The 26,399-nt window shown below is 64.0% G+C and carries 25 protein-coding genes; 24 read left to right on the top strand and 1 reads right to left on the bottom strand.

Translation table 11 applies throughout. From position 1 onward, the window contains the following. The first annotated feature begins 48 nt into the window (after positions 1 to 48). The 3 genes from aspS (at position 49) to ACIOTL_RS09285 (ending at position 3,457) form a co-directional block, all read left to right on the top strand. Positions 49 to 1,848: an aspartate--tRNA ligase gene (gene aspS, locus ACIOTL_RS09295; protein ID WP_400342401.1), complete on the top strand. Its 1,800-nt coding sequence runs from the start codon at positions 49 to 51 to the stop codon at positions 1,846 to 1,848. Between the two features lie 165 nt (positions 1,849 to 2,013). Then, complete coding sequence (locus tag ACIOTL_RS09290; RefSeq protein ID WP_400342400.1) at positions 2,014 to 3,135, top strand: hypothetical protein; 1,122 nt, start codon at positions 2,014 to 2,016, stop codon at positions 3,133 to 3,135. Beyond that, entirely contained in the window at positions 3,128 to 3,457 is a 330-nt protein-coding gene (locus ACIOTL_RS09285; protein ID WP_255164399.1) for a PadR family transcriptional regulator, read from the top strand. Before ACIOTL_RS09290 ends, ACIOTL_RS09285 begins: the two co-directional genes overlap by 8 nt. On the opposite strand, the gene dtd is transcribed toward ACIOTL_RS09285, so the two are convergent. Beyond that, a complete protein-coding gene (dtd, locus tag ACIOTL_RS09280; RefSeq protein WP_400289236.1) occupies positions 3,454 to 3,891 on the bottom strand; it encodes a D-aminoacyl-tRNA deacylase in 438 nt (145 codons plus the stop codon). The genes ACIOTL_RS09285 and dtd overlap by 4 nt on opposite strands. Before the next feature lie 55 nt (positions 3,892 to 3,946). Between dtd and ACIOTL_RS09275 the strand changes: the two genes are divergently transcribed. The 21 genes from ACIOTL_RS09275 to pyrF all read left to right on the top strand — a co-directional run bounded on the left by ACIOTL_RS09275 (position 3,947) and on the right by pyrF (position 26,379). Then, on the top strand, positions 3,947 to 5,353 hold the full coding sequence (locus ACIOTL_RS09275) for a replication-associated recombination protein A (protein ID WP_400289235.1): 1,407 nt from the start codon (positions 3,947 to 3,949) through the stop codon (positions 5,351 to 5,353). Positions 5,354 to 5,537: 184 nt separating this feature from the next. Beyond that, complete coding sequence (rpsD, locus tag ACIOTL_RS09270) at positions 5,538 to 6,164, top strand: 30S ribosomal protein S4 (RefSeq protein WP_105658291.1); 627 nt, start codon at positions 5,538 to 5,540, stop codon at positions 6,162 to 6,164. Positions 6,165 to 6,289: 125 nt separating this feature from the next. Then, a complete protein-coding gene (locus ACIOTL_RS09265; protein WP_105658292.1) occupies positions 6,290 to 6,661 on the top strand; it encodes a DUF948 domain-containing protein in 372 nt (123 codons plus the stop codon). An 80-nt stretch (positions 6,662 to 6,741) separates the two neighbouring features. Further along, complete coding sequence (locus ACIOTL_RS09260; protein WP_105658293.1) at positions 6,742 to 6,951, top strand: hypothetical protein; 210 nt, start codon at positions 6,742 to 6,744, stop codon at positions 6,949 to 6,951. A 19-nt stretch (positions 6,952 to 6,970) separates the two neighbouring features. Continuing rightward, complete coding sequence (gene alaS / locus ACIOTL_RS09255; protein ID WP_400342399.1) at positions 6,971 to 9,661, top strand: alanine--tRNA ligase; 2,691 nt, start codon at positions 6,971 to 6,973, stop codon at positions 9,659 to 9,661. After that, a complete protein-coding gene (gene ruvX / locus ACIOTL_RS09250; RefSeq protein ID WP_219844133.1) occupies positions 9,654 to 10,127 on the top strand; it encodes a Holliday junction resolvase RuvX in 474 nt (157 codons plus the stop codon). The genes alaS and ruvX overlap by 8 nt, the downstream gene beginning before the upstream one ends. 45 nt (positions 10,128 to 10,172) lie before the next feature. Continuing rightward, the gene (gene mltG / locus ACIOTL_RS09245; protein ID WP_400342398.1) at positions 10,173 to 11,624 is read left to right on the top strand and encodes an endolytic transglycosylase MltG; all 1,452 of its coding nucleotides are present in this window, start codon (positions 10,173 to 10,175) and stop codon (positions 11,622 to 11,624) included. A 73-nt stretch (positions 11,625 to 11,697) separates the two neighbouring features. Next, positions 11,698 to 12,537 (top strand): shikimate dehydrogenase family protein, encoded by an 840-nt coding sequence (locus ACIOTL_RS09240; RefSeq protein ID WP_400342397.1) that lies wholly within the window; start codon positions 11,698 to 11,700, stop codon positions 12,535 to 12,537. 29 nt (positions 12,538 to 12,566) lie between these two features. After that, complete coding sequence (gene aroC / locus ACIOTL_RS09235) at positions 12,567 to 13,766, top strand: chorismate synthase (RefSeq protein WP_332486132.1); 1,200 nt, start codon at positions 12,567 to 12,569, stop codon at positions 13,764 to 13,766. A gap of 13 nt (positions 13,767 to 13,779) precedes the next feature. Continuing rightward, positions 13,780 to 14,268 (top strand): shikimate kinase, encoded by a 489-nt coding sequence (locus ACIOTL_RS09230; protein ID WP_105661294.1) that lies wholly within the window; start codon positions 13,780 to 13,782, stop codon positions 14,266 to 14,268. Between the two features lie 79 nt (positions 14,269 to 14,347). After that, the gene (aroB, locus tag ACIOTL_RS09225; protein ID WP_105661293.1) at positions 14,348 to 15,439 is read left to right on the top strand and encodes a 3-dehydroquinate synthase; all 1,092 of its coding nucleotides are present in this window, start codon (positions 14,348 to 14,350) and stop codon (positions 15,437 to 15,439) included. A 4-nt stretch (positions 15,440 to 15,443) separates the two neighbouring features. Then, entirely contained in the window at positions 15,444 to 15,974 is a 531-nt protein-coding gene (locus ACIOTL_RS09220) for a tol-pal system YbgF family protein (protein ID WP_400342396.1), read from the top strand. A 110-nt stretch (positions 15,975 to 16,084) separates the two neighbouring features. After that, complete coding sequence (efp, locus tag ACIOTL_RS09215; RefSeq protein WP_013349066.1) at positions 16,085 to 16,645, top strand: elongation factor P; 561 nt, start codon at positions 16,085 to 16,087, stop codon at positions 16,643 to 16,645. Further along, positions 16,645 to 17,055, top strand: a complete 411-nt coding sequence (nusB, locus tag ACIOTL_RS09210; RefSeq protein ID WP_105658302.1) for a transcription antitermination factor NusB — start codon at positions 16,645 to 16,647, stop codon at positions 17,053 to 17,055. The genes efp and nusB overlap by 1 nt, the downstream gene beginning before the upstream one ends. A gap of 697 nt (positions 17,056 to 17,752) precedes the next feature. Further along, a complete protein-coding gene (gene pyrR / locus ACIOTL_RS09205) occupies positions 17,753 to 18,322 on the top strand; it encodes a bifunctional pyr operon transcriptional regulator/uracil phosphoribosyltransferase PyrR (protein ID WP_105658359.1) in 570 nt (189 codons plus the stop codon). After that, positions 18,319 to 19,281: an aspartate carbamoyltransferase catalytic subunit gene (locus tag ACIOTL_RS09200; RefSeq protein WP_105658303.1), complete on the top strand. Its 963-nt coding sequence runs from the start codon at positions 18,319 to 18,321 to the stop codon at positions 19,279 to 19,281. The genes pyrR and ACIOTL_RS09200 overlap by 4 nt, the downstream gene beginning before the upstream one ends. A gap of 11 nt (positions 19,282 to 19,292) precedes the next feature. Continuing rightward, the gene (locus ACIOTL_RS09195) at positions 19,293 to 20,597 is read left to right on the top strand and encodes a dihydroorotase (protein ID WP_400342395.1); all 1,305 of its coding nucleotides are present in this window, start codon (positions 19,293 to 19,295) and stop codon (positions 20,595 to 20,597) included. Beyond that, positions 20,590 to 21,096: a hypothetical protein gene (locus ACIOTL_RS09190; RefSeq protein ID WP_105658305.1), complete on the top strand. Its 507-nt coding sequence runs from the start codon at positions 20,590 to 20,592 to the stop codon at positions 21,094 to 21,096. Before ACIOTL_RS09195 ends, ACIOTL_RS09190 begins: the two co-directional genes overlap by 8 nt. Beyond that, the gene (gene carA, locus ACIOTL_RS09185; RefSeq protein ID WP_105658306.1) at positions 21,097 to 22,266 is read left to right on the top strand and encodes a glutamine-hydrolyzing carbamoyl-phosphate synthase small subunit; all 1,170 of its coding nucleotides are present in this window, start codon (positions 21,097 to 21,099) and stop codon (positions 22,264 to 22,266) included. Beyond that, positions 22,266 to 25,544, top strand: coding sequence for a carbamoyl-phosphate synthase large subunit (gene carB / locus ACIOTL_RS09180; protein WP_133833340.1), 3,279 nt, complete (start codon positions 22,266 to 22,268; stop codon positions 25,542 to 25,544). The genes carA and carB overlap by 1 nt, the downstream gene beginning before the upstream one ends. Then, positions 25,537 to 26,379, top strand: coding sequence for an orotidine-5'-phosphate decarboxylase (gene pyrF / locus ACIOTL_RS09175; RefSeq protein ID WP_400342394.1), 843 nt, complete (start codon positions 25,537 to 25,539; stop codon positions 26,377 to 26,379). The genes carB and pyrF overlap by 8 nt, the downstream gene beginning before the upstream one ends. The last annotated feature ends 20 nt before the right edge of the window (positions 26,380 to 26,399 follow it).

The following is a 26,399-nucleotide window of genomic DNA, read 5'->3' as shown; positions in this document are numbered from 1 at the left end:
ACTAAACTTCATGGGAAGAAACTTTCCCAACCGACCGAAAGGATCGTAGTGCTACGCACTCATCAGCTGGGCGTCTTGAACGCCGAGCACATTGGACAGCAGGTCACACTCACCGGTTGGGTCGCGCGTCGCCGCGACCACGGTGGTGTCGCCTTCCTGGATTTGCGTGATGCTTCGGGCGTGGCCCAGGTCGTCGTGCGCGATGAAGAGGACTTCCATCCGCTGCGCAATGAGTTCGTGCTGCAGATTCTCGGCACCGTCGAGCGCCGCCCGGAGGGCAACGAGAACCCGAATCTGCCTACCGGGCAGATCGAGGTCATCGCTGAGACCGTGACCGTGCTGAACACCGCGGCCCCGCTGCCATTCCAGGTCGACGAGCACGTCGAGGTCGGCGAGGAAGCGCGCCTGCGCCACCGCTACCTGGACCTGCGCCGCCCGACCCCGGCCCGCAACATCCGCCTGCGCTCCGAGGCCAACCGCGTGGCACGCAACCTGCTGCACGACCAGGGCTACATCGAGATCGAAACCCCGACGCTGACCCGCTCCACACCGGAAGGCGCCCGCGACTTCGTCGTGCCGGCCCGCCTGACCCCGGGCAGCTGGTACGCCTTGCCCCAGTCCCCGCAGCTGTTCAAGCAGCTGCTGCAGGTCGGCGGCTTCGAGAAGTACTACCAGATCGCCCGCTGCTACCGCGATGAGGACTTCCGCGCGGACCGCCAGCCGGAGTTCACCCAGCTGGACATCGAAGCATCGTTCGTCGAGGAAGATGACATCATCGAGCTCGGCGAAAAGCTGGTCACCGAACTGTGGAACCTGATCGACGTGCAGGTCCCGACCCCGATCCGCCGCATGGCGTACTCGGAGGCCATGGCCAAGTACGGTTCGGACAAGCCGGATCTGCGCTTCGGCCTGGAACTGACCGAAATGACCGAGTACTTCGCGAACACCTCCTTCAAGGTCTTCCAGTCCGAGTACGTCGGCGCCGTGGTCATGCCTGGCGGCGCATCGCAGCCGCGACGCACCCTGGATGCCTGGCAGGAATTCGCCAAGCAGCGCGGTGCCAAGGGTCTTGCCTACGTGCTGATCAAGGAAGATGGCGAGCTGGCTGGCCCAGTGGCCAAGAACCTGTCCGACGAAGAGAAGGCCGGACTGGCCGCAGCTACCGGCGCAGCCGCCGGAGACTGCATCTTCTTCTCCGCCGGCAAGAAGAACGAATCCCGCGCACTGCTCGGTTCGGTCCGTGTCGAGATCGGCCACCGCACCGGCCTGATCAAGGAAGGCGACTGGGCCTTCGTCTGGATCGTCGACGCACCGATGTTCGAAGCTGCCTCCGACGCTGTCGCTTCGGGTGACGTGGCCGTGGGCGCTGGCGCTTGGACCGCTGTGCACCACGCGTTCACCAGCCCCAAGCCGGAGTTCATGGACACCTTCGACACCGATCCTGCATCGGCCCTGTCCTACGCCTACGACATTGTCTGCAACGGCAACGAAATCGGCGGCGGTTCGATCCGTATCCACCAGCGCGACGTCCAGGAACGCGTCTTCAAGCTCATGGGCGTAACCCAGGAGCAGGCTGACACCCAGTTCGGCTTCCTGCTCGAGGGCTTCAAGTACGGCGCCCCACCGCATGGCGGCATCGCCCTGGGTTGGGACCGCGTGCTGCAGCTACTGACCAACTCGGAGTCCATCCGCGACGTCATCGCCTTCCCGAAGACCGGTGGCGGTTTCGATCCGCTGACCGCGGCTCCTGCGCCAATCACCCCGCAGCAGCGCAAGGAAGCAGGCATCGACTTCAAGCCTGAGAAGAAGAAGGCCGAAGAGACCGAAGCCAAGACCGAAGCCAAGTAGGCTCACGCAGCTTCGCAATGCCGGATGGAACGCTTGAATGCGTTCCATCCGGCTTCTTTTTAACCTGGAATTAGCTCTTTTGGTGGACTATGAGTATTTTTAATACTAGGTTTGTTTTTGACTTAGTTTGCAGAACCAGTTCTCACGACCACTTTGGAGCGATACGTGCCAGCAGAAGAACCACACGATATCATCGAACGTTACCCAGAAGCGGACCAGGAATGGGCTAAAACCTTTTTCGCTTCAATGGTGTGGAACGACCTCACCAATGCGCAGGTGGCGCTCGAACTGGACCGCACCCTGAGCATGGTTCGCGATAGCGGGCAGCGAGCCGAGGAACTCTTTGGCCATTCGGGCGAATATGGTGCGACGCGGGCTCAATGTCTATTGACGCCAGAGCAGCGCGCGGACGCGGAACTTCCCGTCGAATCAAGTACTGCGCTATTGGCGGTTGTTGGGATGCTTGTTGGCCTGCTGTGCACTGGATTGGGAATCTGGATCGGGTTCCGCGATGGGTGGACCTCGAGTTCGTGGCACTACTGGCAGCTTTCTGCTCTAACTGCCGGGGCAGGGATCGCACTATCGGGATACCTGTGGTGGTTTAACCGATTGAAGGGGAAATTCGGCCTGTCCTGGATTCTGGGACCGGTAGGTATCCTCGTGTCGGTTGGAGCTGCCGCTCTAATCGTGCAGATAGGAGGAAGCAATAATCTGCTGCCCCTGCCAAATTGGTTAGCTCCAATTCTTGGTGCAGGGCTGGTGGTTGCTTGCTTCTATCTGATGCCTGCCTATAAAGCGCAGAAAGCCGCTGGCGGGCAACAAATCCTTCTCGGCACCGACGAGTGGTTCGCGGAAACCACCAGACTGCTGCGCGGACGCTACGGCATGAGTCACAAGGAAGCCAACGAGTCGCTGAGTACTGCGCGAGAACATCTCGATGATGCGGCGACCCGAGGCGAAAAAGCTGACCCAAACCTTGAATTCGGAACGCCCAATGAATTCGTGATTGGGCTGGCAGTGCACACCGAAAAGGCGCTCAAGCGTCGTTGGCTTCTACGCCGCATGGCCACCTTGACCGTAGTCGCTTTATTCGCGGTCGGCGCGGTCGCTGGCCTGATGGATCCAGCGCGAAATGGCGGGGATATTTTCTTTGGGGTCGCAGTGCTGGTGTTTGCCGCGGTGAGCGTTTACGAGCTGCGTCCGGCTGACCGCAAGGCCTACGTCCAAGAGAAGCTCAAGGAACGAGCAGCCAATGCCCGGGCACTGCAGGAGCGCGACGATGACTAAGCCCGAAGGCTTTCCGGGTAGCTGGCAACGCGCCATGTTGCCGATGCTCTTACTCGCCGAACTCTCGGCTGGCCAGGCCCACGGTTATGCACTGGCGAAATCCCTGCAGGAACGCGGTTTCGGGCCGATCAAGGGAGCCACGCTCTACCCCGCACTGGCCAAACTCGAGGCCTCGGGTTTTGTTGAAACCCGCTGGGAAGAAGGCCAAGGTGGCCCGGGGCGAAAGGTCTACGAACTCTCCGCCACCGGCCGGGTGGAACTAGCCGAGCAACGAGCCAGCTTCGAACAACTGACCCAACTGGTACAAAGCACCGGCCGCTAGGGGAGGTCTGCCGAGTCTACGATCATCGTGAACGGTCCGGTATTGGTCAGCGAGACATTCATCATCGCGCCAAATACACCGGTCTGAACGCTCGCACCCAATTTGCGCAGGTGCTCCACGAAGTAGTCGTACAGAGGTTCGCTGATAGGACCGGGTGCCGCATTGGACCAGGATGGGCGGCGGCCCTTGCGCACCGAACCGTACAGGGTGAACTGGCTGATCACTAGCAGTGGTGCATTCACCCCGGCTGCGGAGGTTTCATCCTCCATGATCCGCAGCTGCCAGATCTTTTCGGCCACCTTGCGTGCGATCGCCTGATCATCCTCATGGGTCACCCCAAGTAGGATCACCAAACCGGGGGAGTCGAGCTGGCCGGTAATCTGCCCTTCAACCTCAACATGGGCGGTGGAAGCGACCTGGACGACAGCGCGCATATGGCGAACCTTTCAAAAGACGGTGGGGCTTCCAGAATATCGGTAGGCTTAGGGGGTGAGCGATTTGTTCGATTCCCTGTCCGATGAGCCACGCGATGCGCGTGAGCCCCAAGTCAACCGGCCCCGTCCGCCACTGGCGGTGCGCATGCGCCCGAAGACCTTGGATGAGCTCGTCGGCCAACAACACCTGCTAGGCCCGGGTTCACCCTTGCGGCAGCTGGCCGAAAACCCTGAAACCGGGTTGGCTGGACCTGCCAGTGTGATCCTCTATGGCCCTCCGGGAATTGGCAAAACCACCATCGCCCACGTGATCGCCCGCGCCACCGACCGCAAATTCGTGGAACTTTCGGCCATCACCGCCGGTGTCAAAGATGTCCGGCGAGTCATCGAACAGGCCAAGGATGACCGCGATCTGCGCGGGATTACCACCGTGCTCTTCCTCGATGAGATCCACCGCTTCAACAAGGCCCAGCAGGACGCACTGCTGCCCGGCGTGGAAAACCGTGTCGTCGTCCTGGTAGCTGCGACGACGGAAAATCCCTCCTTCTCGGTGATCTCGCCGCTGCTTTCGCGCTCTTTGCTGCTGACCTTGCGTCCGCTGACCGACGGCGACCTGTCCACCTTGCTCGAGCGCGCTGTGGCCGACGAGCGGGGTTTCGACGGCCAGGTGCTCCTCAAGGAGGAGCAGCGCGACGCCATTGTCCGCCTGGCCCAGGGTGATGCCCGACGCTCGCTGACTGTGCTGGAAGCAGCCGGCGCGGTGGCTTGGAACGCCGCGGGCGCCGGCATCGATCCACCGGTGCTGATTACGGACGACCATGTGCAGCTGGCCATGGACCAGGCGGTCCAGCGCTACGACAAGGATGGCGACCAGCACTACGACATCATCTCCGCGTTCATCAAGTCCGTCCGCGGTTCGGATGTGGACGCGGCCCTGCACTACCTGGCGCGAATGCTCTCTGCGGGGGAGGACCCCCGGTTCATTGCCCGCCGCCTGATGATCTCGGCCTCGGAGGATATCGGCATGGCCGATCCCACCGCACTTCCCGTTGCCGTAGCAGCCGCCCAATCGGTGCAGCTCACCGGCATGCCGGAAGCACGGATCATGCTCGGGCAGGCAACGGTTCATCTGGCTACGGCCCCGAAGTCCAACGCCTCGTACAATGCGATCAACGCCGCCCTAGCCGACGTATCCGAAGGCAAGGGATCGCTGGTTCCCGACCACCTGCGTGACGCGCACTATCCCGGCGCCAAGCAGCTGGGCCATGGCGTGGGCTACATCTACGCCCATGATGCTCCGCACTCCATCGCAACCCAGCAGTACCTGCCCGATGATCTGGTGGGCACCGACTACTACACGCCGACCAATAACGGTGCGGAAAAAACCATAGGGTCCCGCCTGTCCCGTTTGCGTGAAATCATCCGGGGCAAGGATCCGCAGCGCTCCAAGGGCAAGCGCTGATTGTGCGCTAGGCCTCAGAGAAAGCTGCTGCCGTTTCGTGTAAACTTGATCTTTGGCTGGCAAGCCTTGTCCCGCATTCGAGTCATCGAGCGTGGAGGCAGGGTTGAAGTGAAGCAGGGACGCGACGCCCACACACTCTCCCACCTGGAGGCCAGTAGATACCGTCGCTAATCGAAAGGGACACATTATGGCTAACGCCCGTGCCCGCCGCACCGTACGCCTTTCGCGTGCGCTCGGCCTTGCATTGACTCCAAAAGCTGAAAAGTACATGGAGCGCCGTCCATACGGTCCAGGCCAGCACGGCCGCGCCCGTAAGAAGCAGGACAGCGACTACGCAGTACGTCTGCGCGAAAAGCAGCGTTTGCGTGCCCAGTACGGCATCCGCGAAGCTCAGATGCTGAGCGCCTTCAAGGAAGCTAAGCGCCTCGGCGGCGAAACCGGCGGTAACCTGCTGGCTCTGCTCGAGTCCCGTCTGGATGCCCTGGTTCTGCGTGCAGGCTTCGCCCGCACCATCCAGCAGGCACGCCAGATGGTTGTTCACCGCCACATCCTGGTCAACGGCCAGCGTGTAGACCGTCCGTCTTTCAAGGTACAGCCGGGTCAGCTGATCCACGTACACGAGAAGAGCGAGAAGATGGTTCCATTCCAGATGGCTGCAGCAGGTGAGCACTCGAAGGTGCTGCCAGCCGCTCCTGCTTACCTGGACGTAAAGCTGGAAGCCCTCCAGGCTACCTTCGTGCGCACCCCAGAGCGCACCGAAATCCCAGTGACCTGCGAAGAGAACCTCGTGGTCGAGTACTACGCACGCTAAATCCGTGCGCTAGTTCCAAGCCCGCAACCGGAAACGGTTGCGGGCTTGTCGCTTAACTACCTATCTGGGCTCTGACTTCGATAAGGTGGACTGGCACCAAAAACCCAAAGCAGAAGAGGAAGCACATGTCGGGTTCGGATATTGCAGGGCTCATCGCCGCCGGCGCGTTTGTTGTACTAGTTGTGCTGCTGGCAGTGCCGATCATGAAGTTGGGCAAGGTGTTCGACGAGCTGCGCAAATCGATCAAGGACCTGGCTGACGGAACCACTCCGCTGATCGGCGAAGTCGCCAACACCGTGGCGACCACCAACGACCAGCTCAAGAAGGTCGATGCCATCACCAGCAACGTTTCTGACACCACCGCCAATGTGTCCGCGCTGTCCTCGCTGGTAGCAGCCACCGTTGGCAAACCGCTGATCAAGGTTGCCGCGTTCACCGAAGGCGTGAAGGTCGCGATGAACACCAAGCCAAGCGGCAAGGCTCGCCGCAGCCGCTAAGCAAGCAACGCTGTTTGATCGAACACGTATCGGCGCGCTGAATAGGATACGGCCAACTGGTGGCCGCCAAGGAGACTAGAATGAAAAAGCTCTTGTGGGTTTCGATTGGAGTGGGCGTTGGCGTGCTCGCGTCCAAGAAATACGCTGAAGTTTCATCCGGGGCGGCGCTAAACCGCCAGGTCGGCAAGTACACCGACCGCGCCTCGGAATATTGGGAAGCCTTCCGCCAAGGAATGAGCTCCCGCGAAGAAGAATTACGTTCCGCCTTGGGCGTGGACGCCGCTAAGTGAAGGGATCATCCGTAACACGATGAAAACGCAGGAAATTGCCCGTCGTTGGGTCGACTTTTTCGTCTCGAAGGGCCATACGGCGGTACCTAGTGCCTCGCTGGTCTCGGCCGACCCTTCGCTGTTGTTCACGGTGGCCGGCATGGTCCCGTTCATCCCTTACCTCACCGCGCGCGAAGAGCCCCCGTACTCCCGTGCGACCTCCGTGCAGAAGTGCATCCGCACCGGCGATATCGAAGAAGTGGGCAAGACCGCGCGTCACGGCACCTTCTTCCAGATGTGCGGCAACTTCTCCTTCGGCGACTACTTCAAGAACGAAGCCATCCACTTCGCCTGGGAGCTGCTGACCAGCTCCGTCGAAGACGGAGGCTACGGCCTGGACAAGGAACGCCTGTGGGTCACCGTCTACGAAGACGGAGACGAGAAGGACCTTGAAGCCCGCCGCATCTGGGAAGAAGAGATCGGCATGCCTACCGAGCGCGTCGTAGGCACCGGCAAGGAAGACAACTACTGGAATACCGGCCAGCCCGGCCCCGGCGGTCCATGCTCCGAGATCTACTACGACCGCGGCCCCGCCTACGGTGTCGAGGGCGGCCCAGCGGTCGACGAGACCCGCTACGTGGAAATCTGGAACCTCGTGTTCATGCAGTACCGACTCTCCGCGGTACGTTCCAAGACCGACTTCGATGTGGCCGGCGAACTGCCCAAGCGCAACATCGATACCGGCCTGGGCCTGGAACGACTAGCCATGATCCTGCAGGGCGTCGAGAACATGTACGAGACCGACCAGGTCCGTCCGGTGCTCGACAAGGCCGCCGAGCTTGCCGGCGTCACCTACACCTCCACCGAGGATCCAGCCGACCCGAACCACGCCACCGACGTGCGCCTGCGCATGATCGCTGACCACATCCGCTCCTCGCTGATGCTGATCTCCGACCAGGTCACCCCGGGCAATGAAGGCCGCGGCTATGTGCTGCGCCGGCTGATCCGCCGTGCCGTGCGCGCAATGCGCCTGATGGGCGTGGACACCGAGGTGCTCCCCGAGCTGCTCCCGGTATCGCGCGACGCCATGAAGGGCGTCTACCCCGAGGTGGAGGCCGATTTCGAGCGCATTGCCCGCATCGCCTACGCCGAAGAACGCGCTTTCCGCCGCACCATCGCTTCGGGCACCACCCGCCTGGACGAGGCACTGGGCCACGCCAAGGAGGAAGGCAAGAACCTCTCCGGCGATGACGCCTTCACCCTGCACGACACCTTCGGCTTCCCGATCGACCTCACCTTGGAGATCGCCGCCGAAGCAGGCCTGTCCGTTGACGAGTCGCGTTTCCGCGAACTGATGAACGAGCAGCGCACCCGCGCCCAGAAGGACGCCAAGGCCAAGAAGGCCGGCCACGCCGACCTTTCGGTGTACACCCAGCTGGCCGAGGCCGGCAACGTGCACTTCACCGGCTATGACACCCTCGAAGGCGAATCCTCCATCCGCGGCATCATCCGCGATGGCCAGGTTGTGCCATTCGCCGAGCAGGGCCAGGAAATCGACCTGGTGCTGAACGAAACCCCGTTCTATGCCGAGTCCGGCGGCCAGGCAGGCGACAGCGGCCTGATCACCGGCGACGGCTTCGTGCTGGAAGTCACCGACGTGCAGGCCCCGATCAAGGGCCTGAACGTGCACAAGGTCATCGTGCGCGAAGGCGAATTGCCAGCCGAAGCACTGGTTCGCACCCAGGTCGACGCGGTGCGCCGCCGCTCCGGCGAGCAGGCGCACTCCGCCACCCACCTGGTGCACGCCGCGCTGCGCGAGCTGCTTGGCCCAACGGCCACCCAGGCCGGTTCCTTCAACAAGGCCGGCTACCTGCGCTTCGACTTCTCCTGGGCCGAGGCGCTCTCCGCCGCGGCACGCAGCGAAGTCGAGGAGGTAGTGAACCTGGCCATCGCCTCGAACTACCAGGTCGTCACCAATGAGATGGCACTGTCCGAGGCGAAGAAGCTGGGCGCCATGAGCCTGTTCGGGGAGAAGTACTCCAACGACGTGCGCGTGGTCGAGATGAACGGCGACTGGTCGCGCGAGCTGTGCGGCGGTACCCACGTGGACACCACCGCGCGCATCGGCCAGCTGACCTTGCTCTCGGAGGCTTCGGTCGGTTCGGGCAATCGCCGCGTCGAGGCCCTGGTCGGCATGGAAGCCTTCCGCCACGGAGCCGCCGAGCGCGCCCTGGTTTCCGAGCTCTCGGGCCTGTTCCGCGTTCCATCCAGCCAGGTGTCCGAGCGCGTCAACGACACCGTTGCCAAGCTGAAGGCCGCCGAGAAGCAGATCGCCGAGCTCAAGAGCCAGGCCATGCTGGCCCAGTCCGCAGCGCTGCTGCAGAAGGTCGCCACCATCGGCAGCACCCGACTGCTGGCCCACAACGCCGGGCAGATCGACTCGGCTGACGCCCTGCGCACCATGGCACTGGACCTGCGCGCCAAGCTGGGTTCCGAAGCCGCAGTCATCGTGCTGATCGGCGTGGCCAACGGCCGCCCGCTGGTGATGGCTGTGACCAACGACGAGGCCCGCGCCAACGGCTTCAAGGCCGGCGCGCTGGTGCGCACCGCTACCGGCGTGCTCGGCGGCGGAGGCGGCGGCAAGGACGATATGGCACAGGGCGGTGGCCAGGACGCATCGAAGATCGATGACGCACTGGCTGCAATCCAGGCGGCACTGGCCAATGGCTAATGCCGCTCTCGGCGTCGACGTGGGCCTGGCCCGCGTCGGCGTCGCCGCATCTGATCCCTCCGGAATCCTCGCCACTCCGGTGATGACCCTGCGCCGGGATGCGAAGAAGAACTCGGATCTGCGGATGCTTCTGCGCATCATTGCCGATCGCGGCGTCACCGAGGTATTCATCGGGGAGCCGAAATCACTGGCTGGAAACGCGACCGAATCCACTAAAATGGCACGTGACTACGCGATTGCCTTGGCCCAGGAAGCTGCAAGCGCTAATATCGAGCTTGAGGTTTTCATGGTCGACGAACGCCTGAGCACCGTGAACGCGCATCGCTCGTTGCACGCCTCGGGCAAGAAGATGGAAGATCACCGCAAGGTGGTCGACCAGGTCGCGGCCACTGAGATCTTGCAGCAAGTGCTGGAAATGCGACGCAACAATGTGCGCGTACAAGCCAGCCGGATTGTGCTGCGCTAGCCCACAACCGCTAGGGCACCACAAAGACCCGAGAGATGAGAGTTGATGCGAGAAGAAGCCCGCCATGAACGGCAACGCGAAACGCATCGCGCGCTATACGAACGCTTTGCCGCCGGCACTGGCTTGCCGATCGAACAACCCTCAGAACCGGAACTGACCGGCACCGGGCATTACCGCCCATCGCTGGCGGCGGCCGAGGACAGCTGGCAGGAGCCCGCAGACCACGAAGCCCCGGACGGGGAAGGAACCGACACCAGGTTCCTCCCCGCCCAGGCAGCCGCCGCCTCCGATGCGCCAGCATTTGCCGGGCACGAGGATGCCGCCCAGGAGCACTACCCGCACGAGGCCGACGCCGCGCAGCAGGCCGCGGTGCTCAGCAGCGATCCCCACGATGACCAAACTGCCCAGGCCGCCGCCGGCAAGGCCCAGCGGCGCAAGCGCTCCAAGCGCAAGCGCAACCTGGTCATGCTGGCCACCGTGCTGATCTTCGCACTGGTGGTCGCCGGTTCGGTCTACTTCGTCAAGTCCGTGCTCAAGCAGTTCAACCCGGACGACTATCCAGGCCCAGGCGGCGCCGCGGTGGAATTCACAGTGGAAGATGGCTGGGGCTTGAAGATCATTTCGCGCAAGCTTGAGGAGCTCGATGTCGTCTCCAGCGACGGCCTGTTCACCGACGCCGTCGCGGACTCCGAAGCGCAGAGCAAGCTGATCCACCCCGGCACCTACCTGCTCAAGAAGCAGATGCCAGCGGCCGACGCGGCAGATATCCTCGTGAACCAGCGTCCGGACAAGGTCTTCTACATCGGGCTGAAGGCCAATATGCGCCTGGACGCGGCGATCAAGGAGATTGCCAAGGGCTCGGGACTGGCGGAAAAGGACCTGCAGGCGCTGGCCAAGAAGCCGCAGCAATTCGGCCTGCCTGCCTCGGTGCCGAGCCTCGAAGGCTGGCTGCACCCGGGGGAGTACCGCTTCCCGCTGAACGCCGACGCCGAAGAAGTCCTGGGCGAACTGGTCAAGGCCACCAAGGCTTCCCTGGAGCAGGCCGGCATCACCGACCTCGAAGAGGGCTACCGCACCCTGAAGGTCGCCTCGATCCTGCAGGCCGAGGCACGCACCCCGGACTACGCCACGGTCGCCGGCGCGATCGAGAACCGCCTGGACCCGGGCAACCGCGAAACCCACGGGCTGCTGCAGGTCGACTCCTCGGTGATCTACGGGCTGGACCGCTACTCGCTCCAGTTCAGCGCCCAGGAGAAGCAGGACGCGTCGAACAAGTACAACACTTATGTGCACACCGGCCTGCCGCCAACCCCCTTGGGCTCGCCGGCGAATTCCGCGATCGAGGCTGCTGCCCATCCGGAAAGCAACGGCTACTACTACTGGGTGACGGTCAACATCGAAACCGGTGAAACCAAGTTCGCCTCGACCTACGCTGAGCACCGGCAGAACCAGGCAGAATTCCGCGCCTGGTGCAACCAGAATCCAGGAGTCTGCTAGCGCGGATTCCCGTGCTTGCCAGTCGCGCTGCTGCCGCTGTGCGGGCAGCCACAAGCAGAAAGTCCATGAAGCCATGAAGCAGGCAGCCGTTCTCGGCCACCCCATCAGCCACTCCAAGTCGCCGGTGCTGCACCGCGCCGCCTACCAGCTGCTCGGCGTGCCGATCAGCTACAGCGCGATCGATCTGGAGCCGGGGGATGCTGCCGGGCACGCGGCCGCGCTGCGCGCAGGAAACTGGGCGGGCTGCTCGGTCACCATGCCGCTGAAGGATGCGTTCGTGCCGCAGATGGACGAGCTATCCGCCCGCGTGCAACGCCTTGGTGCGCTGAACACCGTGGTGGTCCGCGAAGACGGCACCCTCTACGGGGAAAACACCGACATCGACGGCCTGGTCCAGGCCCTGGCGGATTTCGGGCTCGCCCGCAGCGCGCAAGCGATGGTCCTGGGTTCGGGCAACACCGCGCTGGCCGCCATCGAGGCCGCCGCAGAAGTCGGCGCCCGGCAGCTGACGCTGGTGGTGCGCGCAGCCTCCCGTGCCACCCGCGCTGTCGAATTGGCCCGCGAGCTCGGGATGGAAACGTCCGTCCACGAGATTTCGGGCATCGGCCAGGAGCTGGCCGCCACGCTCAACGAGATTCCGCTGGTCTTCTCCACCCTGCCGCCGCACGCGGCCGATGACTGGGTGCCGGCGATCGGCGCAGGCACCGGAATCCTGCTGGATGTCGCCTACGATCCGTGGCCTTCGGCCTTGGCCCGGTCTTGGCAGGGAATCGTGATCAGCGGGCTGCACATGCTGGTGCACCAGGCGGTGGAACAAGTGCGGCTCTTCAGCGCCGGTGCATGGGAGGAATCGCGTCGCATGGACGTCACAAATGCGATGTATGACTCTTTGGGTCTGGCCCGACACCAGTAATCAGTTCGTGCCATGGCAAAATAGATGACATGTTGCGTTGGTTGACCGCGGGCGAATCGCATGGCCCGGCACTTGTTGGAATTCTCGAAGGACTACCCGCCGGAGTATCGGTGGATAGCGAAGCAGTGCGAGAGGCACTGGCGCGCCGACGCCTCGGCTATGGCCGCGGCGCGCGCATGAAGTTTGAAAAGGACCAGGTCACCTTCCTTGGCGGTGTCCGCCATGGCAAGACCCAGGGCGGCCCGGTAGCCATTGAAATCGGCAACACCGAATGGCCCAAGTGGGAACGCGTGATGAACGCGGATCCGGTGGACCTGGATGAACTGGCCTCGATGGCGCGCAATGCGCCACTGACCCGGCCGCGTCCGGGGCACGCCGATTTCACCGGCATGCAGAAGTACGGCTTCGAGGACGCCCGCCCGATCCTGGAGCGCGCCAGCGCCCGCGAGACCGCGGCCCGTGTCGCCTTGGGCACCGTGGCTTCCCGTTTCCTGAACGACTTGGGCATCCAGCTCGTTTCGCACACCACCGCCGTCGGCTCCGTGGCTGCCCCAGCCGATGCGCCGCTTCCCACGGCCACCGACGTTGCGGCGCTGGATAACGACCCGCTGCGCTGCTTCCACCAGGAAACCAGCGAGGCGATGGTCGCCGAAGTCGATGACGCGCACAAGGCAGGGGAGACCCTGGGCGGCGTCGTCGAGGTCCTGGCCTACAACCTGCCTCCGGGCATCGGCTCCTACGTGCACTGGGACCGTCGCCTGGACGCGCGCCTGGCCGCGGCCCTGATGGGCATCCAGGCAATCAAGGGCGTGGAGGTCGGCGACGGCTTCGCCACGGCCGCCCGCCGCGGCTCGGCCGCCCACGACGAGATCGTGCACGCCGAAGACGGCAGCATCAAGCGCAACTCGAACCGCGCCGGCGGCATCGAGGGCGGCATGAGCATCGGCGAGGTGCTGCGCGTGCGCGCCGGCATGAAGCCAATCGCCACCGTGCCCCGCGCCCTGCGCACCGTGGACACCGCCACCGGCGAGGACACCACCGCGCACCACCAGCGTTCGGATGTCTGTGCGGTGCCGGCAGCCGGCGTCGTGGCAGAAGCAATGGTCGCCCTGGTGCTCGCCCAGTCCCTGCTGGAGAAGTTCGGCGGCGACTCGGTGGCCGAAACCAAGCGCAATATCGAGTCCTACCTGGCGAACATCCCGGGCAACCTGGGTTCGACCGGCGTCTAGGAAGCGCGCTTCAATGATCTACCTCATTGGTCCGATGGCCAGTGGCAAGTCCACCGTGGGCAAGTCACTGGCCACGGCCCTTTCTACGAGCTTTGCGGATTCGGACGCGGCCATCGTCGCCCACCACGGAACCATCGCGCAGATCTTCGCCGAGCACGGCGAGGCGCATTTCCGCGACCTGGAAGTCCAGGCGCTGTGCCGGCTGCGCACCGGCGTGGTCGCCACCGGGGGAGGCGCAGTGCTGCGCGAAGAGAACCAGCAGCTGCTTTCGCGCGGGACGGTGATCTACCTGGAGCTGGGTGAACAGGCCGCAGCCGAGCGCATCAAGGGCGACGGGCACCGCCCGCTGCTGGCTGGTGACCAAGCCCTCAACAGCTGGATCTCCGTTTACGAAAAACGCCGCCCCATCTACGAAATGCTCGCTGACGTGCACGTTCTGGTGGATGGAAAGTCCGTTCCGCAAATTATCGACGAGCTTTTGCCGCAGCTGGAAGCGCTGTGATTAGCCTCACGAGATGCAACTTCTGGCCGAACGCACGCGTACGCTAGAAAAATCACCACCATCAGGAGGAACTAGACTGATGCCTATCGCACCGACCACTCTGAAGGTCACCGGAAGCACCCCAGGGGAGTCATACCCTGTCATGGTCGGCAACGGCCTGCTGGGCCACTTGCCCGAACTGCTTGGCCCCGCGGTCAAGAAGGTCCTGGTCATCCACCCGCGGGCCCTGCGCGCCACCGGCGACGTCGTGCGCGACGAGCTGGCGAAGTCCGGCCTGGAAGCATTGACCGCAGAGATTCCGGACGCCGAAGAGGGCAAGCACATCCAGGTCGCCTCCTTCTGCTGGGAAGTGCTGGGCAAGAACGATTTCACCCGTTCCGATGCCGTGATCTCCGTGGGCGGCGGCGCCGTCACCGACGTCGCAGGTTTTGTCGCAGCCACCTGGCTGCGCGGCGTGAAGGTCATCCATATCCCTACCTCGCTGCTGGCCATGGTCGACGCTGCCGTGGGCGGCAAGACCGGGATCAACACCGCCGAAGGCAAGAACCTGGTTGGCGCCTTCCACCCGCCAGCAGGCGTGCTCGCCGATCTGGACGCGCTGGCCACCTTGCCGAAAAACGAGCTGGTGACCGGCATGGCCGAGATCGTCAAGTGCGGATTCATCGCCGACGAGCGCATCCTGGAACTGATCGAAGAAGATCCGGCCGATGCCATCGACCCGGCCAGCGACCGCTTGCGCGAACTGGTCGAGCGCACCATCGCGGTGAAGGTCGACGTGGTATCCCGCGACCTGAAGGAAGCCGGCGACCGCGAATTCCTGAACTACGGCCACACCCTGGCCCACGCCATCGAGCTGTCCGAACGCTACCAGATGCGCCATGGTGCCGCCGTGTCCATCGGGCTGGCCTTCGCCGCCGAATTGGGCCGCTCGGTAGGGTACACCTCCGACGCGGTGGCCGATCGCCACGTCGCGATCCTCAAGTCCCTTGGCCTGCCGACCACCTACCGCAATGACCGCTGGGCTGCACTGCTCGATGGCATGAAGCGCGACAAGAAGGCCCGCGGCAGCCAGCTGCGCTTCGTCGTGCTGGAAGAAATCGGCAAGCCGCGCATCTACGAAGTCCCCGATAACTCGCTGCTCTTCGCCGCCTACCAGGAAATCGGGGAGTAACTACATGGTCGACTACACCGCATACGCCATTGACGTCGCATCGGTAAACCGCGAAGGTGTCGGCACCGCCGTAGAGGGCGTGCTGATCGACCCCCAAACGCTGAAGCCCTACATCGCCGACGAGGCCGCGGCCGACCAGCAGCTGCTGGTCGGTTCCCCTACCGACCAGGTCATGGTGCTGCTGGCGCGTGGCGAGCTGGTGAAAGCCGGCGAGCTGATCGCTGAATCGCGTTTCGTGGATCCAACCAACGCCCACCTGCGTGTGCTGGACACCGAGCTGACCCGCATGCAGGGCGACTTCGATCGCGCGATCAACCGACTGCGCAAGCTGGCCGAGGAATTCGCCGGCACCGCATACGAGCCGCTGATCCACCACCACGCTGGCCTGTCCTTCTTCGCGAAGGGCGATTTCAAGGCGGCGGCAACCCGTTTCCGCAAGGCCCTGGATCTGCGCATCGCGCTGGACGACGACGCGTACCTGGTCAACGCCGCAAGCACCTGCATGCGAATTGCCGAGGAGCGCGCCGCGCAGTAATGCGCGCCACCGTGTGAAACCCTTTGTACCGCATGGTGCGTAGGGTAAACTTGGAGATGGATTTTTGATAATGCCGGCGCTAGCTGGCGAAAATAGAGGATTGAGGAACCGTGGCGGATACAACTGACATCAAGAATGGACAGGTCATCAAGATCGATGGCCAGCTTTGGACCATCATTGACTTCCAGCACGTCAAGCCAGGCAAGGGCGGCGCATTCGTTCGCACCAAGATGCGCAACGTCATGTCCGGGAAGGTCTTGGACAAGACCTACAACGCTGGCACCAAGATCGAGCTGGCCACCGTTGACCGCCGCGACTACCAGTACCTCTACCAGGATGGCGAAGACTACGTCTTCATGAACCTGGAAGATTACGACCAGATCACCGTGTCCGGCACCACCGTTGGCGATGCAGCAGGCTTCCTGCTGGAGAACCAGGAACTGACCATCGCCATGTACGATGGCAGCCCGCTGTACCTGGAACTGCCAGCTTCGGTCATCCTGGAAATCACCTACACCGAGCCAGGCCTGCAGGGCGACCGCTCGTCGGCTGGCACCAAGCCGGCAACCCTGGAAACCGGCAAGGAAATCCAGGTTCCGCTGTTCGTTGAGCAGAACACCAAGGTCAAGGTCGACACCCGCACCGGCGACTACCTGGGTCGTGTCAACTAGTGAGAGCCCGCGCCAAAGCCCGTCGCCGAGCTCTTGAGTTCCTGTTCGAAGCCGAAGCCCGCGATGTCAATCCGCTGGCCGTAGCCATCGCACGACGGGAAAACTCGGATATCGTACTCAACGAGTACTCGCTGACGATCATCGAAGGCGTTACCGCACACCTGGACCGCATTGACGAAGTTCTCGAGAGCTACGTCAAGGACTGGACCATCGAGCGCATGCCAGCGGTTGACCGCAGCGCACTGCGCATCGGCGTGTGGGAGCTGCTTTACAATGATGACGTTCCCGATGCAGTAGCCGTGGCTGAAGCCGTGGTGAACGTCCGGGAATTGTCCACCGATGAATCGCCGGAGTTCGTCAATGGCGTTTTGGGTCGCATCCAGAGCGTCAAGGACACCCTGGTCGACTAATTCGATCCTCATCATTCCGAGCCCGGGCCGGAACCCCTTTCATGGGGTTCCGGCCCGGGCTTTTTTGCGTTAAGCCGTTGCCTGTCGCGGCTCGGCCCCGGGCAGGATCCCGGCGAAGCAGGCGGAGCGGGCCACCTGCACGGCAACCGGCTGGCCACGGGCTCGAATGCCGGGGGCTGGATGCTTTGCTGCTGTCCACGCGCTCGGTTCTGCTTTCCACGCTCGGACTGCTTGTCCTGCCGCACCATCCGGGTGTAGCTGAACGGAACTGGCGTACCTGGATCTCCCGGGCTGATCCGGCGGGCAGGAACTCGGGTCCGCCGGGACCCGAGTTCGACGGAGCGGCGCAAATCCTGGATGAGCAGTACGCGCGGCATAGCGGGCCTGCGGATCTGCCGCGCGAAAGCCTTGCCCGGGCGCGCGGGCCGATCATGCACCAGGAATCCCGGGCCCACGCCACTTCGCGGGTGTGTCGATCGCAACACATCTGCTCGCGGGGCCAGGGCCAACTGCAGGGATCTGCGTGGTTCTGCCGGTCGCACGAAGCCGCCGGCCGATCGCTGTGACCGATCCCATGCCCTATTCAGTGTCATGCATAGGTTTCCGCTAGGGAATCAGCTCCCGCTCGTGATAATTTGAGTTAGCAATATTCCTTTAAATCCCGTCCCGTGAGGCGGAGAAGGGAGAGGTGCACAGCATGAATGAAAATTCAGTGCCAGATGCTGCCCGCACGGTATTAACCGGCGACGACATCGAACGTGTGCTCACTCGCGTAGCCTTCGAGATCATCGAGGCCAACAAGGGCACCGACGACCTGGTGCTCCTGGGCATTCCCAGCCGGGGTTTCCCGCTGGCACAGCGGCTGGCAGCGCGAATCGCTGCTACCGCCCCGGGCAACCTGGACCCGGCATCCCTGGTAGGCCAGCTCGATATCACCATGTACCGTGATGATCTGCGTCACTCCACCACCCGCACCCCGTCGCCGACGCGCCTGCCAGCAGGCGGCATCGAAGGCAAGGTCGTGGTCCTGGTTGACGACGTCCTGTACTCCGGTCGCACCATCCGCGCCGCCCTGGATGCCCTGGCAGACTGGGGCCGCCCCCGCATCGTGCGGCTGGCCGTCCTGGTTGACCGCGGGCATCGGGAACTGCCGATCCGCGCCGATCATGTGGGCAAGAACCTGCCGACAGCCAAGAGCGAAAAGGTGCGCGTGCACTTGGCGGAAATCGATGGGAAAAACGAAGTCGTGATCGAGGGCGCCGCGTGAAACACCTGCTATCCACCGCGGACCTGACCCGCGAAGAAGCCATCGCCATCCTTGATATTGCCGAAGAGATGCGCGAGTCCTCGACCCGTGCCATCAAGAAGCTTCCGGCCCTGCGCGGTCGCACCGTGGTGAACCTCTTCTTCGAGGACTCCACCCGCACCCGGATTTCCTTCGAGGCCGCCGCCAAGCGATTGAGCGCGGACGTCATCAATTTCTCGGCCAAGGGCTCGAGCGTTTCCAAGGGCGAGTCCCTGAAGGATACCGCCCAGACCCTGTTGGCCATTGGTGCCGACGCAGTGGTCATCCGCCACCCGGATTCCGGCGCCCCGGCCCGGCTAGCGGCCACGGACTGGATTGGCCTGCCCATCGTCAATGCAGGCGACGGCACGCACGAGCATCCCACCCAGGCGCTGCTGGACGCATTCACCCTGCGCCGCCAGGTGGCATTGCGCGATGGCACCAGCCCGGCAGGCCGCGGCCTGGACGGACTGAAGGTCGCGATCGTCGGGGATATCCTGCATTCGCGCGTGGCCCGCTCCAACCTGTGGCTGCTGAACACCCTCGGTGCCGAAGTGACGATGGTGGCCCCTCCGACCCTGCTGCCTTTCGGCGCCGGCTCCTGGCCCTGCGCCATCAGCTACGACCTGGATGCAGTGATCGCCTCGGGCGTTGACGCGCTGATGATGCTGCGCGTGCAGGGCGAGCGCATGAACGCCGCGTACTTCCCGAACCCCCGCGAATACTCGCGCTACTGGGGACTGGACGATGCACGCCTGGCACAGTTGGACGCCTCGGGCGCCGAAACCCTGATCATGCACCCGGGCCCGATGAACCGCGGCCTGGAAATCTCCTCGGCTGCCGCGGATTCGCCACGCTCCACCGTGCTCGACCAGGTCACCAATGGCGTGGCCGTGCGCATGGCCAGCCTCTACATGCTCCTCTCCGGCGACCTGATCTGAAGGAAGAACCCATGAACTACTTGATCCAGCAGGCCTCCATCCTCGGCGGCGAACCAACCGACGTGCTCATCGTCGACGGCAAGATCGCGCAGATCGGCAGCATTGAAGCCACCGACCAGCATCAGGTGATTGACGCGAAGAATCTCGTGCTCTTGCCCGGGCTGGTCGACACCCACACCCACCTGCGCGAACCAGGCCGCGAAGATGCTGAAACCGTGGAAACCGGTTCGCAGGCAGCAGCCCTGGGCGGCTACACCGCCGTGCATGCCATGGCAAACTCGACCCCGGTAGCCGACACCGCCGGCGTCGTCGAGCAGGTCTACGAACTGGGCCGCGCTGCAGGCTGGGTGGATGTCCGCCCGGTTGGCGCAGTAACCGTCGGACTGGCCGGCAAGCAGCTGAGTGAAATCGGCGCCATGGCCGACTCGCGCGCCCAGGTGAAGATGTTCTCCGATGACGGCATCTGCGTCTGGGATCCGCTGCTGATGCGCCGCGCCCTGGAATACGTGAAAGCCTTCGACGGGGTCATCGCCCAGCACGCTCAGGAACCGCGCCTGACCGAAGGCGCCCAGATGAACGAGGGCGAAGTCTCCGCCATCCTGGGCATGCCCGGCTGGCCAGCGGTCGCCGAGGAATCGATCATCGCCCGCGATGTGCTCTTGGCCGAGCACGTCGGCGCCCGCCTGCACGTGTGCCATGTGTCCACGGCCGGCTCGGTGGAGATCATCCGCTGGGCCAAGGCCCGCGGCATCCAGGTCACCGCGGAGGTCACCCCGCACCACCTGCTGCTCACCGATGAGAAGGTCCGCACCTACGACCCGGTCTTCAAGGTCAACCCGCCGCTGCGCCGCGAAGAAGACGTGATGGCGCTGCGCGCGGGCGTTGCCGACGGCACCATCGACGTGATCGGCACCGACCACGCCCCGCACCCCTCCGAGGCCAAGGACTGCGAATGGGGCGCGGCCGCCATGGGCATGACCGGCCTGGAGACCGCGTTGTCCATCGTGCAGCACACGCTGGTGGACACCGGGCTGATGGGCTGGGAGGGCGTGGCCCGCATTACCTCGCAGGTGCCCGCGCAGATCGGCCGCGTTGCCGACCAGGGCCGACCGATCGCCATCGGCGAGCCTGCCAACCTGGTGCTGGTCGATCCTGCAGCCCGCTGGATCGTCGACCCTGCCGCCATGGCCACCAAGGGGCGCAACTCGCCGTTCGCCGGCATGGAGCTGCCCGGATCGGTGCGCGCGACCTTCTTCCACGGCCATGCCACCGTGCTCGATGGCCAGCTGGCTACCCCGAGGACGGCCAATGCCTGAGGGAGCCCTGACCCCGTTGATCTGGACGATTGTCGCGATCGTCGCAGGCGTGGGCCTGATCCTTTTCGGCTGGCGGAACCTCAAGGCCCGGCAGTCAGCGATTCCCGAGCCCTTCGAGGACTTCGCCGATGAGGTGGAGCACCATTTCGCAGGCATGTATGTGGTCACCACCCGGTTCGACGACTGGCTGGCGCGCATCGCGGTCCATGAGCTCGGGGTGCGCACCAACGCCACCTTGGAACTGGGACGCGAAGGGCTGCACCTGATCCGTTCCGGAGCGCGCGACGTGCACATCCCGTGGGAGCACTACGAGGACGTGAAGCGCAGCAACGGGATGATCGGCAAGGTCGTGGAGAAGAACGGCCTGATCGTCATCACCTGGAACAAGGACGGCTTCACCTTCGACACCGGATTCCGTCCCCGCTACCACGAGGACACCCCAAAGATCTATCAGTTGCTGGCGTCGCACAACGACGTAAGCCGAGCAGGAGACAAATAAGTGAATTCCCTGAGCAACCTACCAGCCGTGTTGGTACTTGAAGATGGCCGCATCTTCCGCGGGCGCAGCTATGGCGCCGTGGGCACCACCCTGGGTGAAGCAGTGTTCACCACCGGCATGACCGGCTACCAGGAAACCCTGACTGACCCGTCCTACGCGCACCAGATCATCGTGCAGACCTTCCCGCACATCGGCAACACCGGCGTGAACTCGCAAGACCCGGAATCCACCCGCATGTGGGCTGCCGGCTACGTGGTGCGCGACGCCGCCCGCCGGCCAAGCAACTGGCGCAGCGAGCGCACCCTTGATGCTGATCTGGTCGAGTACGGCATCGTGGGCATCCAGGGCGTGGACACCCGCGCGCTGACCCGCCACCTGCGCGACGCCGGCGCGATGAAGTCCGGCATCTTCTCCGGCGATGACGCCGCGAAGACCGACGCCGAGCTGGTGGCCCTGGTCAAGGCGCAGCCGTCGATGGCCGGCCGCAACATCTCCGCCGAGGTTTCGGTGGACGCCGCCTACATCGTCGAGCCAGCGGACCACGGCTACGATGGCGAGGCCAAGCACACCGTGGCCGCGATCGACCTGGGCATGAAGTCGATGACCCCGCACCGCCTGGCCGAGCGCGGCCTGCGCGTGCACGTGCTGCCGTACAACGCCACCCTGGAAGATATCAAGGCCACCGGCGCTAACGGCGTGTTCTTCTCCAACGGCCCCGGCGACCCTGCCACCGCCACCGCCCAGGTGGAACTGGTCCGTTCGGTGCTCGATGCCGGCATCCCGTACTTCGGCATCTGCTTCGGCAACCAGATCCTGGGCCGCGCGCTGGGCTTCGACACCTACAAGCTGCGCTTCGGCCACCGCGGAATCAACCAGCCGGTGATGGACAAGGCCACCGGCCGCGTGGAAATCACCAGCCAGAACCACGGCTTCGCCGTCGACGCGCCCATCGAGGGCGCCGTCACCGCTCCGGTCGAACGCTTCGGCAAGGTCGAAGTCTCGCACTATTCGCTGAACGACCACGTGGTCGAGGGCCTGAGCTGCCTGGACATCCCGGCCTTCTCCGTGCAGTACCACCCAGAGGCAGCATCCGGCCCCCACGATGCCGCCTACCTCTTTGACCGCTTCATGACCGCGTTGGATTCCGCCGCAGAAAAGGACAGCAAGTAATGCCTAAGCGCACCGATCTGAAATCAGTTCTCGTTATCGGTTCGGGTCCGATCGTCATCGGCCAGGCCGCTGAGTTCGACTACTCCGGCACCCAGGCACTGCGTGTGCTCAAGGAGGAAGGCCTGCGGGTCATCCTGGTCAACTCCAACCCGGCCACCATCATGACCGACCCGGAATTCGCCGACGCCACCTACGTGGAGCCGATCACCCCCGAGGTCGTCGAGAAAATCATCGCCAAGGAACGCCCTGATGCGATCCTGCCGACCCTGGGCGGGCAGACCGCGCTGAACACCGCCATCGCCCTGGACAAGTCCGGTGCCTTGGAGAAGTACGACGTCGAGCTGATCGGCGCGAACATCGAAGCCATCGAGCTGGGCGAGGACCGCGAGAAGTTCAAGGGCGTCGTGGAGCGCTGCGGCGCCGAATCGGCCCGCTCGGTCATCGTGCACACCCTGGACGAGGCCTTCGCCGCCGTCGAGGAACTGAACTACCCGGTGGTCGTCCGCCCGTCGTTCACCATGGGCGGCTTGGGTTCGGGCATGGCCTACAACCCGGAGGACCTGCGCCGCATCGCGGGCGCCGGCCTGCAGTACTCGCCAACCACCGAGGTGCTCCTGGAGGAGTCCATCCTGGGCTGGAAGGAATACGAGCTGGAGATGATGCGCGACAAGAACGACAACGTCGTGGTCGTCTGCTCCATCGAGAACTTCGATCCGGTCGGCGTGCACACCGGCGACTCGATCACCGTGGCCCCGGCCATGACCCTGACCGACCGCGAATACCAGAAGCTGCGCGACATCTCGATCGCGGTCATCCGCGAAGTCGGCGTGGACACTGGCGGCTGCAACATCCAGTTCGCCATCGAGCCTGACACCGGCCGCGTCGTGGTCATCGAGATGAACCCGCGCGTCTCGCGCTCCTCGGCACTGGCCTCCAAGGCCACCGGCTTCGCGATCGCGAAGATCGCCACCAAGCTGGCCGTGGGCTACACCCTGGATGAGATCCCGAACGACATCACCCAGAAGACCCCGGCTTCCTTCGAACCGGCCCTGGACTACGTGGTCGTGAAGGTCCCGCGCTTCGCCTTCGAGAAGTTCCCGGCAGCGGACAAGACCCTGACCACCACCATGAAGTCGGTCGGCGAAGCGATGGCCCTGGGCCGCAACTTCACCGAAGCGCTGCAAAAGGCGCTGCGCTCCCTGGAGCAGAAGGGCTCCGAGCTGTCCTTCGAGCCGATCCCGGAATCCGAGCACGAGGCCGTGCTGGCCTCGATCGTCAAGGGCTCGACCGAGCGCCTGTCGCTGGTCCAGCGCCTGCTGTTCTCCGGCGTGTCCATCGAGAAGCTGTTCGAGACCACTGCGATCGACCCTTGGTACCTGGACCAGCTGCAGCTGATCAACGAGGTCGCGCAGCTGGTGGCGGCGAACAAGCACCTGCCGGAGCACGTGCTGCGCGAAGCCAAGCGCCACGGCTTCTCCGATGTCCAGCTCGCCCAGCTCACCGGCAAGGCCGAATCGGTCATCCGCGGCATCCGCCATGCCCTGGGCGTGCGCCCGGTCTACAAGACCGTGGACACCTGCGCCGCCGAATTCGAGGCCTTCACCCCGTACATGTACTCCTCGTACGACGAAGAGACCGAGCTGGAGCGCCACGAGAAGAAGTCGGTCATCATCCTGGGCTCGGGCCCGAACCGCATCGGCCAGGGCATCGAGTTCGACTACTCCTGCGTCCACGCGGTGATGGCGCTGCGCGCCGAGGGCTACGAGACCGTCATGGTCAACTGCAACCCCGAGACCGTCTCCACCGATTACGACATCTCCGACCGCCTCTACTTCGAGCCGCTGACCTTGGAAGATGTCCTGGAGGTCATCCACGCTGAAGAGGAAACCGGCGGCGTGCTGGGCGTGTTCGTCCAGCTTGGCGGCCAGACTCCGCTGAAGCTCGCCGCCGAGCTGAAGGCCGCCGGCGTGCCGATCCTGGGCACCTCGCCCGAGGCCATCGACCTGGCCGAGCACCGCGGCGCCTTCCAGCAGGTACTGGATAACGCCGGGCTGGTAGCGCCGAAGAACGGCACCGCGGTGTCCTTCGCCGATGCCAAGACCATCGCCGACTCCATCGGCTACCCGGTACTGGTTCGCCCTTCCTACGTGCTGGGCGGACGCGGCATGGAGATCGTGTACGACGAGGCCAACCTCGAGCGCTACATCACCAACGCGACCGAAATCACCGTGGACCACCCGGTACTGGTGGACCGCTTCCTGGAAGACGCCATCGAGATCGATGTCGACGCCCTGTTCGACGGCACCGACCTGTACGTCGGCGGCATCATGGAGCACATCGAGGAAGCCGGCATCCACTCCGGCGACTCGGCCTGCACCCTGCCTCCGATCACCCTGGGCGCCGACGTGCGCGACCGCGTTGCCGCGGCAACCCGTGCGATCGCCGAAGGCGTGGGCGTGCGTGGCCTGATCAACATCCAGTTCGCCCTGGCCAGCGACATCCTGTACGTCATCGAAGCGAATCCGCGTGCATCGCGCACCGTGCCATTCACCTCGAAGGCTACCGGCGTGCAGCTGTCCAAGGTCGCCGCGCTGATCGGCGTGGGCCGTACCCTGGCCGAGATGCGCGGCAGCTACCTGCCAGCATCCGGCGATGGCGCGCACCTGCCTGAATCGGCGGCGATCGCCGTCAAGGAAGCAGTCATGCCGTTCGCCCGCTTCCGCACCCCGGAGGGCAAGGTCGTCGACTCGCTGCTCGGCCCAGAAATGCGTTCCACCGGCGAAGTCATGGGCATCGACAAGTACTTCGACACCGCTTTCGCCAAGTCGCAGGCCGCAGCGAACAACCCGCTGCCAACCGGCGGCAAGGTCTTCGTCTCGGTCACCAACCGCGACAAGCGCTCGATCGTCCTGCCGGTCAAGCACCTTGCTGACCAGGGCTTCGAGATCATCTCCACCGGCGGCACCGCGGAAGTGCTGCGCCGCAACGGCATCCCGACCCAGGTGGTCGGCAAGCTGCACGAAGGCGGGGAGTCCATTGTCGATTTGATCGTAGCCGGCCAGATCGGCCTGATCCTGAACACCCCGTCGGGCTCGGATGCACGTGGCGATGGCTACGAAATCCGCGCCGCCGCGACGTCTGTCGGCACCCCGGTCATCACCACCGTGGCGGAGTTCAACGCTTCGGTCCAGGCGATCGATGCCCTGCGCGAGTACGAGTGGGATGTCACCAGCTTGCAGGTGCACGACGCCAACCTGAACGCAGCGCGCAATGCCTGAGCCGATCCCATTCGGTCAGCGGCTTCGTTCAGCCATGCAGGCTTCCGGCCCGCTGTGCGTGGGGATCGATCCCCACCCGGCGCTGCTGAAAGCCTGGGGGCTGGAGAATACGGCCGAGGGCGTGCGATCTTTCTCACTGACCGTCGTGGAAGCGATGGCCGGTGCGGCGGCAATCCTCAAGCCCCAGGTGGCTCTGTACGAGCGTTTCGGGGCCAAGGGATTTGCCGCATTGGAAGAAACCTTGAGTGCTGCGAAGTCCGCTGGACTGCTCACGCTGGCCGACGCCAAGCGCGGGGATATCGGTTCGACCATGGCAGCGTACGCGAGCGCATGGCTCGATGATGCTTCTCCGCTGGCCGCTGATGCCGTGACTCTGAGCCCGTACCTGGGTTATGAATCGCTGCGTCCGGCATTGGATTTGGCTGCTGGAACCGGCAGGGGAGTGTTCGTTCTCGGACTGACTTCAAACCCCGAGGGGCCATCGGTACAGCACGTAGGCGGGGAAAACTCGGTTGCTAAATCAATTATTGACCAAGTCACTGCGGATAATGCATACGCAGGAGATTTAGGACATGTCGGGCTGGTTGTTGGTGCGACCATCGGGGATGCACCGTCCAAGCTCGGAATCGATCTGGCAGCTTCCAAGGCTCCGCTGCTCACACCAGGGCTCGGCGCCCAGGGTGCCACGGCCGCGGATATTGCCAAGTCATTCGCCTCAAGCTACGGCCAGGTACTGGGCACGAGCAGCAGGGACATCCTCAAAGAGGGGCCGAGTAAGGCCGCTCTCAGGGAAAAAGCCCTGCGGGTTAGGGACGAATTGCTGGCAGCTCGCTAGCAAAAAATTCGAATAAGTGA

This window comes from Glutamicibacter sp. NPDC087673, from assembly GCF_044743255.1.
Taxonomy (GTDB): Bacteria; Actinomycetota; Actinomycetes; order Actinomycetales; family Micrococcaceae; genus Glutamicibacter.
Note: the sequence above shows the minus strand (reverse complement) of the source record. Positions and strands in the feature narration are given on the sequence as shown.

Coding starts and splice junctions, on each gene's coding strand:
- ACIOTL_RS09285 (WP_255164399.1), top strand. CDS start 3,128: ATGACTAAGCCCGAAGGCTTTCCGGGTAGCTGGCAACGCGCCATGTTG.
- dtd (WP_400289236.1), bottom strand. CDS start 3,891: ATGCGCGCTGTCGTCCAGGTCGCTTCCACCGCCCATGTTGAGGTTGAA.
- ACIOTL_RS09265 (WP_105658292.1), top strand. CDS start 6,290: ATGTCGGGTTCGGATATTGCAGGGCTCATCGCCGCCGGCGCGTTTGTT.
- ACIOTL_RS09260 (WP_105658293.1), top strand. CDS start 6,742: ATGAAAAAGCTCTTGTGGGTTTCGATTGGAGTGGGCGTTGGCGTGCTC.
- alaS (WP_400342399.1), top strand. CDS start 6,971: ATGAAAACGCAGGAAATTGCCCGTCGTTGGGTCGACTTTTTCGTCTCG.
- ruvX (WP_219844133.1), top strand. CDS start 9,654: ATGGCTAATGCCGCTCTCGGCGTCGACGTGGGCCTGGCCCGCGTCGGC.
- mltG (WP_400342398.1), top strand. CDS start 10,173: ATGCGAGAAGAAGCCCGCCATGAACGGCAACGCGAAACGCATCGCGCG.
- ACIOTL_RS09240 (WP_400342397.1), top strand. CDS start 11,698: ATGAAGCAGGCAGCCGTTCTCGGCCACCCCATCAGCCACTCCAAGTCG.
- aroC (WP_332486132.1), top strand. CDS start 12,567: ATGTTGCGTTGGTTGACCGCGGGCGAATCGCATGGCCCGGCACTTGTT.
- ACIOTL_RS09230 (WP_105661294.1), top strand. CDS start 13,780: ATGATCTACCTCATTGGTCCGATGGCCAGTGGCAAGTCCACCGTGGGC.
- aroB (WP_105661293.1), top strand. CDS start 14,348: ATGCCTATCGCACCGACCACTCTGAAGGTCACCGGAAGCACCCCAGGG.
- ACIOTL_RS09220 (WP_400342396.1), top strand. CDS start 15,444: ATGGTCGACTACACCGCATACGCCATTGACGTCGCATCGGTAAACCGC.
- pyrR (WP_105658359.1), top strand. CDS start 17,753: ATGAATGAAAATTCAGTGCCAGATGCTGCCCGCACGGTATTAACCGGC.
- ACIOTL_RS09195 (WP_400342395.1), top strand. CDS start 19,293: ATGAACTACTTGATCCAGCAGGCCTCCATCCTCGGCGGCGAACCAACC.
- ACIOTL_RS09190 (WP_105658305.1), top strand. CDS start 20,590: ATGCCTGAGGGAGCCCTGACCCCGTTGATCTGGACGATTGTCGCGATC.
- carB (WP_133833340.1), top strand. CDS start 22,266: ATGCCTAAGCGCACCGATCTGAAATCAGTTCTCGTTATCGGTTCGGGT.
- pyrF (WP_400342394.1), top strand. CDS start 25,537: ATGCCTGAGCCGATCCCATTCGGTCAGCGGCTTCGTTCAGCCATGCAG.